This is a genomic window from bacterium (assembly GCA_024226335.1).
In the GTDB taxonomy this organism is placed as follows: Bacteria; Myxococcota_A; UBA9160; order SZUA-336; family SZUA-336; genus JAAELY01.
The window spans coordinates 1-7951 of the sequence record JAAELY010000135.1; the positions used below are offsets into that span (position 1 = coordinate 1).

Genomic DNA, 7951 nt, shown 5'->3' on the forward strand with positions numbered 1-7951 from the left:
ATCAGACACTCCTACCGCACTTTCGTGCGATCTGTCGTGTCTACGAAACCGGGGCAACCTCAAGGTTTACTATGAGAAGCAAGAAAGTCTGGCCACGGTGGCTGGACTCAACTAAACGAGTCTCCGGAGAAACCGGGGCGGTTCATTTCTACACCCGCCGCACACTGAGGATCTTCCCGCTCTATTACGGGATCACATTCTGTCTATGTCTCGCACTCCCTGTCCTAGCTCCAGATGGAAGAACCGCGACTGGATTGTGGCGCAACCTCCCCTTTCTGCTCTCGTACACATTGAACTGGGTGGAACCCAGATCTCTGTTGGCAGTTGCCTGGTCGCTCGCGGCGGAAGAGCAGTTCTATCTGTCCTGGCCGCCGATTGAACACTTTCCCGGAGGTTCGCTGTACCGCTGTTGCTGATTCTGATCATCCTGGGACAGGCGATCGCGTTGCACTGACTCGATGGACCCCTCGAGGTGTAGTTCAGCTTCGGCCCCCGGGAACCGTCGATGCTTAGAAAAAAGACGTTTACGCCGATCCTACTGGGCGTTCTGCTCACTCGTGTCCTGCACTCACGCGGTGGCTTTCAGCTGATCGACCGAGTTCTCGGGACACATCTCGCACCCGTCGTATGCTTGATGGCAATCGTAGCGTTGTATCAGTTTCTGCCGATGAAACTCGGCGGTTGGCCCCGTCTGGGAATTCACCTCATGATGGTTGCGTTCGTCGCTTCCTGTGTCGCCCGCGACGACCACGCCATGAGCCCCCTGCTGACTTCCCCGCCCTTTCAAAGAGTGGGTGCAGTCAGCTGCGGAATGTACCTGTTCCGCCTCGAATTAAACACGTCGCAGTCGCGGCCCTGGCACAATTCACTCTGACCACACCGGGCATCGCGCTCTGTGCGAATGGAAGCTACGCAGTTTCCGAACTCAGCTTTCGCTACTACGAATCCGATTTCTTGCGGCTCAAGACACGATTCATCTGACCGTGCGCAGATCGTCATTTCGGGAACACCATGGAGCCGTACGGCTTGTACAAGGCACCAGAGAGGCTGCGAAGACCGGCGCTCCCTGGTACCTTTGGTCCCGGTGGAGACTCATTCGTCGCGTTTTTGGCAAACAGTTTCGTCTGTTTCGAGGCGAATAGAACTCCATGATCCTCATGGAAACGACCGCATTTCTGCATCGATCAGCAATCTGGTGCAGAAAAGACCGTCGTGAACACGGATGACCTCTTGATGCTGGATTCCCTACCAACCGCCCGTCTGAGGGGTGTGAGCTTTCACAGCATCACCGAGGAACACTGTATCCGGTGCATCGGCGATGGCCTGGACCGCGGCCTGGGCGGGTGGGTCATCACGGCGAATCTCGATCACCTGCGTCGGGCGCTGGTCGATCCCGTCTATCGACGGTTCTGCGAAGAGGCAACCCTGGTCGTCGCCGACGGAATGCCGCTGGTCTGGGCCAGCCGAATCCAGGGCACGCCGCTCCCCGAACGGGTGGCCGGTTCGAGTCTGATCTCGTCGTTGAGTCAGGAGGCAGCAATCTGGGGTCGATCGCTCTACATGCTGGGAGGCGTTCCGGGAACTGCCGAGATGGCGGGCGAAGTTCTCAAGCGGCGTCATTCTTCACTGAAGATCGCAGGTAGCCACTGCCCCGATTTCGGTTTTGAAAACAACCCTGACCAGGTACAGCACATCATCGATCTTCTGGTCGAGGCCCAGCCCGACATCGTCTACGTGGCTTTGGGATCGCCGAAACAGGAACACCTGATCGAACGCTTGCGCGAAGTGCTTCCCAATGCATGGTGGATGGGAGTCGGCATTGGTTTCAGCTTCTTGTGTGGTGATGTGCGTCGCGCACCGAGATGGATGCAAGTGGCTGGCCTCGAGTGGCTTCACCGTCTAGCTCAAGAGCCGCAGAGACTGGCCGGGCGGTACATCGCCGACGGAATCCCGTTTGCTCTGAGCCTATTGGCAACTTCCCTGGGCGCTCGGATGCGAGGACGCCAGAAGGAACCCGGAGACCTCGCATAACACCATCTTGCAGCGCTGCAACCTCCGTCGGTGACCGTCGATAAACGAGAAAACGAAGCCCCCAAGCAGGGACGGGTTCAGGCCATCTCGGTCAGTGCGGAGTTCAGTGTGGGGCTGGGCCGCATGGCGCGGGAGGCGAGTTCGGGGTCGGGCGAGTAGTACCCCCCGATGTCCATGGGAGGACCCTGGACCTCATTGAGTTCGCCGACGATCAACCCTTCGTTCTCGGCCAGTTCCTCGGCGAGAGGGGCAAAGCGAGCCGCTAGGGCGGAATCGTCGCCCTGCTCAGCCAGAGCCTGTGCCCAGAAAAGGGCCAGGTAGTACTGGCTGCCCCGATTGTCGAGTTCCATGACCTTGCGGGACGGAGACCTGGCTTCCTCGAGCAGCTTGCCCGTGGCCTTGTCGAGGGCCTCACCCATGATGCGCGCGCCCGGATTGCTGGTGGCGTCCGCCAGGTGTTCGAGAGAAACGGCCAGGGCGAGGAACTCGCCGAGAGAATCCCAGCGCAGATGATTCTCCTTCTCGAACTGCTGGACGTGTTTCGGGGCAGAGCCACCGGCACCGGTTTCGAACAGTCCCCCACCGTTCATCAAAGGAACAATCGAGAGCATCTTCGCACTGGTGCCGAGTTCCAGGATCGGAAACAGGTCGGTCAGGTAGTCGCGGAGCACATTGCCCGTGACCGAAATCGTGTCCTCGCCCGCACGGATGCGTTCCAACGAAAAGCGCATCGCCTGTTCCGGAGCCATGATCTCGACCTGTAGTCCTTCCGTATCGTGGTCCTGCAGATAGAGTTTCACCTTGGCGATCAGCTGCGCGTCGTGCGCACGTGCCTCGTCGAGCCAAAAGACCGCCGGTACTCCCGTCGCCCGAGCGCGGCTCACGGCCAGCTTCACCCAGTCTCGAACCGGCAGATCCTTTACCTGGCACATGCGCCAGATGTCGCCGGCCTCGACCTCCTGCTGCATGAGAACGGCGCCCGCAGCGTCGATGACTCGCACGACGCCGTCGTTCGGAATCTCGAAGGTCTTGTCGTGGGAGCCGTACTCCTCGGCCTTCTGCGCCATCAGCCCCACATTGGGCACAGAGCCCATCGTGGTCGGATCGAACGCCCCGTGCTCGCGACAGGAATCGATTGCGACCTGGTAGATACCGGCATAACTACTGTCCGGGATCACGGCCTTCGTGTCCTGGAGTTCGCCCTCGGCATTCCACATCTGGCCCGACGCGCGAATCATCGCGGGCATCGAAGCATCGACGATCACATCGCTTGGCACGTGCAGATTCGTGATACCCCGATCGGAGTCGACCATCGCCAGCCCGGCCCTGCGCTCGTAGATCGCCTGGATCTCCGCTTCGATCTCTGCACGCGTCACTTCTGGCGCCGCCTGGATCGCAGTCATGATGTTTCCGAGCCCGTTGTTCGGATTCGCGCCCAACTCTTCGAGCAGAACTCCGTGCTTCTCGAAAACGTCGGCAAAAAAGACCCTGACTGCATGTCCGAAGAGAATCGGATCCGAGACCTTCATCATCGTCGCCTTCAGATGCAACGAGAACAGCACGCCCTGCTTCTGGGCATCTTCGAGTTCGGCTTGAAGAAAAGCCAGGAGCGCCCGCTTGCTCATGAAGGTCGCGTCCACAATCTCGTCCGCGAGCACGGGTAGAGAATCGATGAGAACCGTGACCTCATCGGCCCGATCGACCAGTTCGACCCGAAGGGTCCCCGCCTCCGAGATGTTGACCGATTGCTCGTTCGCACAGAAATCACCCGTCTCCATATGAGCCACGTGCGAGCGCGAGTCCGGTGACCAAACGCCCATCGGGTGCGGGTGTTTTCGCGCGTACTGCTTGACCGCGGCCGGCGCACGTCGATCCGAGTTGCCTTCGCGCAGGACCGGATTCACGGCACTGCCCTTGATCTTGTCGTAGCGGGCGCGAATGGCCTCGTCTTCAGCACTCTGCGGATCGTCCGGATAGTCAGGAAGGGCGTAGCCCTTCGCCTGGAGTTCCTCGATCGCGGCTTTCAGCTGAGGTATCGAGGCGCTGATGTTCGGCAGTTTGATGATGTTCGCGCCCGGAGTCTGCGCGAGCGCGCCGAGCTCCGTCAGCGCGTCGCCGATGCGCTGGTCTTCAGCCAGGTGCTCTGGGAAGCTGGCGATGATCCTGCCGGCCAGCGAGATATCGCGAGTCTCGATCGCCACGCCGCAAGCACCGGCAAAAGCCTGGATGATGGGCAGGAACGAATACGTGGCCAGGGCCGGTGCTTCGTCGGTGAACGTGTAGATGATCTTCGAGCTGGATTCAGTCATGGCCTTCTTCATCGAGGGTTGTGGGACGAGGCACGGTCAGGCGAGAGATGCCGACCAGCGCACGGGGCCCGGACACTTGGATCGGGCTCAGGCGCGAGAAGATAGGGAAGAAATCCGGCTTGTCGTGACTTGCCGGGAATACCGGGCGTTAGAGGGCCGCTTCGACCAGATTCTCGATCAGTGCCGCACCGACCCAGGTGAGAGGCGGAATGATCAGGTAGAAGAGCAATCGGGTGACCATGCTGAGGTCAAAAGGCCATTCCGAAACCTGGATGATCTCGCGGCGGAAGGCGAGCAGAGGAACGAGCAACTCCAGATCCGGTCTGGATTCGTCGTCCGTCCTCTTCTCCCCTTGGGAAGCCGCAGCGATCTCGGAGTCCAGGCGATCGAGTTCCCGGCGCTTCTCCTGCGCCAACCTGCGATGCACCGGCCAGATCGGCAGGATGAACAGAGCCACCATGGGCACCGAAATGGCCGCAAAGCCGGGAATCAAGGCCAGCCGATCGACCGTCCCATCCAGATTCATGAGGGGAAATGCAGCGAGCGTACCGATGATGGCCAGCGTCGAACTGACCGCTACTGCCGCAAAGGGCGTCAGAGCCCGGGTATTCAACAGATCGACTCTGAGGAGACCCGCGCAGCGGTTGAAAAGTCTGGCATTGTCGATCAGCGCCGAAATCACGAACGACATCACGATCCAGAGAAGGATCGTACTGCTGTTGAGCAACAAGCCCGTTGGATGGCCAACAAGCGCCCGCAGTTCGTCGCCAGAGTCGATCATCGACCACACGTGTACGAACCCCAGCGATATCGAAATCACGGCCACAATGCGCGTTTTCTGCACTGTTTTGTGTAGGATGCCGCGCTCCCAGAGCGCCAGTGACTCGGAGCCGACGTCGAGGGAAGGTGCGAGCGATTTCAAGGCTTGTACCGAACGCTCGGTGATGAAGTGAAAGACGGGTACGATGTAGGCGAGGATGGTGCAGAAGAACAGCACCGTACCCGCTCCTGTCTGCAGAAAAGGCGTGTCTTCAGATAGCGCGTCCGCTGCGCTGAACAGACCCAGCAGGACGCAGAAGATGATGATGCTGGTCAGCCATCTCCCCCATCTTCCGGGAACGACGAGCCGCAGCAGCCAGATTCGCCTTTCCGTGTTCTGCATCTCGATCGGACCGTCGTCGCGATCAGATCAGTTCGCAGGTCCAGTGGCACTCCCACCGCTGGCCACATCGGGGACAGCCGCATTCCCGGTCGGGTCCAGTCGGATCAAACGCGGGAACCCGCCTTCGATCTGCCAGGTAGGCATATTGGAATTCGAGGTCCAGATGCGGCCGCGCTCGTCGAAGTCGATCTCGCGCGTGTAGGTGACCTGCGTGGGGAGCGGATACACGCTGAACGCCTCCGTCTTCGGATCGAAGCGAATCAATGTGTCGCTATTGGTTCCGCAGATCCACACTTCGTCGGTCTCGCGATTCACGTGCAACGCGTAAGGCGTTTCCGTTCCAATGGGCTCGATCGGAATCGTCCAGGAATCAAACTTGCCGGTTTCCGGGGAGAAGCGAGAGAGCAACCCGGCAGAGAATCCCGGGATCCAGAGATTGCCCCCGGAGTCGAAGCGCATGCGGCGCGGGCCTGTGAAGGGCGTATCGATCATCTCGAGTTCGAGCGTCTCAGGATCGACCCGACCTATGCGATGGGCATTGAGCTGGCTGAACCAGACCGTGCCGTCGGGAGCCACGTCGACCCCGTACGGGACCGGAGCCGTCATGCCCTCGCCCGCCGTGGAATCGCCGAGATCGAAGTTGCGGTTCAACCAGAGGAAGACCGGCAGCAGGCGCATGACGAATTCCTGGCCCCAGGTGGGTGAGGGAAGTCGGATGTGCTTCTGCTCATTCGTGGCAGGGTCGAACATGCCCAGGTGATTCGATGCCGCCAGCGAGTACCAGATGCGTCCCTTTTGATCGAAACGCAATGTGTGCGGATAGAAGCCAGCGTCCACCTCATGCAGGGCCCAGGTCTCGTTCGTCGGATCGAAACGCCCCAGCATATTGCCCAGCGCGAGCGTCACCCAGAGCGAGCCATCGGGCGCGACCTGAATCGAGTGCGGACCCACGTGCGCGTTCATATTGGGTGTGGTCGGAGCATTGCGCGATCCGAAGACACCGCCCAGCGGTAGATCGGTCTCGGGTAGATCGAACGAAGCGACCTCTCCCCCGGGAACGCTCGGATCCAGTCGGTAGAGCTTGTCCTGGGTCATGTCTACCGAATAGACGCGACCATCGGGGTGCACCACGATATCGTGCTGCATCGACGCCTGGTGACCGACTTGCCATTCCTCGATCAGCGCCTGGCGAACTAGCGGTTCCGGCGGAGGCGCGAAGTCGGGTTCATTCATGCGTGCAGTCAGTGCGGGAACCGCCGTCACCGGATCGTAAGCGGCGGTCATCAGTTCCGGCACCCGCGAGCGGAGTTCCGGAGAGAGACCTGCACCCATGCGACCCATCAACGCCAGGATCTTCTGCCACTGTTCTTCAGGTCGCAAAATGCGCGTGGCCCAGCTGCCCTGCTGATGGCAGTAGGTGCATTGGCGTACGAATTCCTCGCGCTGCGACTCGTCTTCGATGCTGGCGAGCAGACGGCCGTACCAGATGTTGGACGGAAGCTGGCCGGCGACAGCGACCGGATCGCCGTGGCGGGCGATCTCCAGCGCGAGTTCGCGGCTCGACGCGGTAACGCTTTGCTCCAGATCCGCCCAGCCAATGCGCCGCACCCTGACCCGCCAGGGTCCGTCGCCCGCGATCTCGGGCGTGTGAAAGCGCCCGTCGTCACCGCTGAACACCGTGATCGTATGAACTGGATCGCCGTGGCTGAACGTCACTTTTGCGCCCAGCACGCCGGCCCCGCTCGCATCCCGGACCCGACCTTCGAACTCGGCGGCCTGACCTGGAGCAGGGGAGACAGCTAGCATGAAAGCGACAATTGCGGTCCGGAGTACGATCTGCATGGCACCCTCTTCTGGGATCGAGTGTTGAATATGAAGAGTAACAGCATGATGGCCTGCACTGCGCTGAGCCTGTTCTTGTTCCTGAGCTGCCGGACCCTGCCCGAAGAAGCAAAGGAGTTTCTATCGGAGCATGGCGACGAGATACACGCCCTGGTAGAGGCCCTCGAAGCGGGAAACAGTCGCCGCCCCTCGGGTGGACTGCTCGTGCGCCTCGCCTTCGGACCACAGGCCGATCTCGACCTTTTCGTCACCGCTCCGGATCAGGAGACCGTCTACTTCGCCAACAGCCCGACCCGACTCGGAGGAACCCTGGCGCGGGACGTGCGCTGTGGAGAGACGCCCCCGGCCATCGAGCGAGTGCTTTTTCCCGGCGTGCAGCCGGGGCGGTACCGCGTAGGCATTGATTTTCCCCGGCGGTGCGACGCTGGAGACGCAGCCGTGCCTTATGCGCTGCACATCGAGCACGACGGCGGCGCGCGCGAAGCGCAGGGCCTCATCCGGCCTGGTGAGTTTCTGACAATCGTTCTGGAAGAGGACGTGGGAACAACGACCCCGAAATGAGCCCCGGGGCAGCCGAGCAGATGAGGGTCCCGAGCTTCGGCTCGAC

At 60.9% G+C, this 7951-nt stretch carries 6 protein-coding genes; 3 read left to right on the plus strand and 3 right to left on the minus strand.

Annotated features, from left to right (window positions below; all coding sequences use genetic code 11):
* The first annotated feature begins 505 nt into the window (after nucleotides 1-505).
* Complete coding sequence (locus GY725_06110) at nucleotides 506-874, plus strand: hypothetical protein (GenBank protein MCP4003752.1); 369 nt, start codon at nucleotides 506-508, stop codon at nucleotides 872-874.
* 359 nt (nucleotides 875-1233) lie between these two features.
* A complete protein-coding gene (locus tag GY725_06115) occupies nucleotides 1234-2031 on the plus strand; it encodes a WecB/TagA/CpsF family glycosyltransferase (GenBank protein ID MCP4003753.1) in 798 nt (265 codons plus the stop codon).
* Nucleotides 2032-2108: 77 nt separating this feature from the next.
* Here GY725_06115 and GY725_06120 read toward each other — a convergent pair whose 3' ends face one another.
* The 3 genes from GY725_06120 to GY725_06130 form a co-directional block, all read right to left on the minus strand.
* The gene (locus GY725_06120; GenBank protein ID MCP4003754.1) at nucleotides 2109-4340 is read right to left on the minus strand and encodes an NADP-dependent isocitrate dehydrogenase; all 2232 of its coding nucleotides are present in this window, start codon (nucleotides 4338-4340) and stop codon (nucleotides 2109-2111) included.
* 148 nt (nucleotides 4341-4488) lie between these two features.
* Complete coding sequence (locus GY725_06125; GenBank protein ID MCP4003755.1) at nucleotides 4489-5502, minus strand: hypothetical protein; 1014 nt, start codon at nucleotides 5500-5502, stop codon at nucleotides 4489-4491.
* Nucleotides 5503-5529: 27 nt separating this feature from the next.
* Nucleotides 5530-7344 carry a hypothetical protein gene (locus tag GY725_06130; GenBank protein ID MCP4003756.1) on the minus strand — a complete coding sequence of 605 codons (1815 nt, stop codon included), beginning with the start codon at nucleotides 7342-7344 and terminating at the stop codon, nucleotides 5530-5532.
* Between the two features lie 30 nt (nucleotides 7345-7374).
* On the opposite strand from GY725_06130, the gene GY725_06135 reads away from it, so the two are divergent.
* Nucleotides 7375-7905, plus strand: coding sequence for a hypothetical protein (locus tag GY725_06135; GenBank protein ID MCP4003757.1), 531 nt, complete (start codon nucleotides 7375-7377; stop codon nucleotides 7903-7905).
* Nucleotides 7906-7951: the final 46 nt, after the last annotated feature.

What these genes read in the sequence shown, in the direction of transcription:
- GY725_06110 (MCP4003752.1), top strand. Translation starts at nt 506, where the DNA reads ATGCTTAGAAAAAAGACGTTTACGCCGATCCTACTGGGCGTTCTGCTC.
- GY725_06115 (MCP4003753.1), top strand. Translation starts at nt 1,234, where the DNA reads ATGCTGGATTCCCTACCAACCGCCCGTCTGAGGGGTGTGAGCTTTCAC.
- GY725_06120 (MCP4003754.1), bottom strand. Translation starts at nt 4,340, where the DNA reads ATGACTGAATCCAGCTCGAAGATCATCTACACGTTCACCGACGAAGCA.
- GY725_06125 (MCP4003755.1), bottom strand. Translation starts at nt 5,502, where the DNA reads ATGCAGAACACGGAAAGGCGAATCTGGCTGCTGCGGCTCGTCGTTCCC.
- GY725_06130 (MCP4003756.1), bottom strand. Translation starts at nt 7,344, where the DNA reads ATGCAGATCGTACTCCGGACCGCAATTGTCGCTTTCATGCTAGCTGTC.
- GY725_06135 (MCP4003757.1), top strand. Translation starts at nt 7,375, where the DNA reads ATGAAGAGTAACAGCATGATGGCCTGCACTGCGCTGAGCCTGTTCTTG.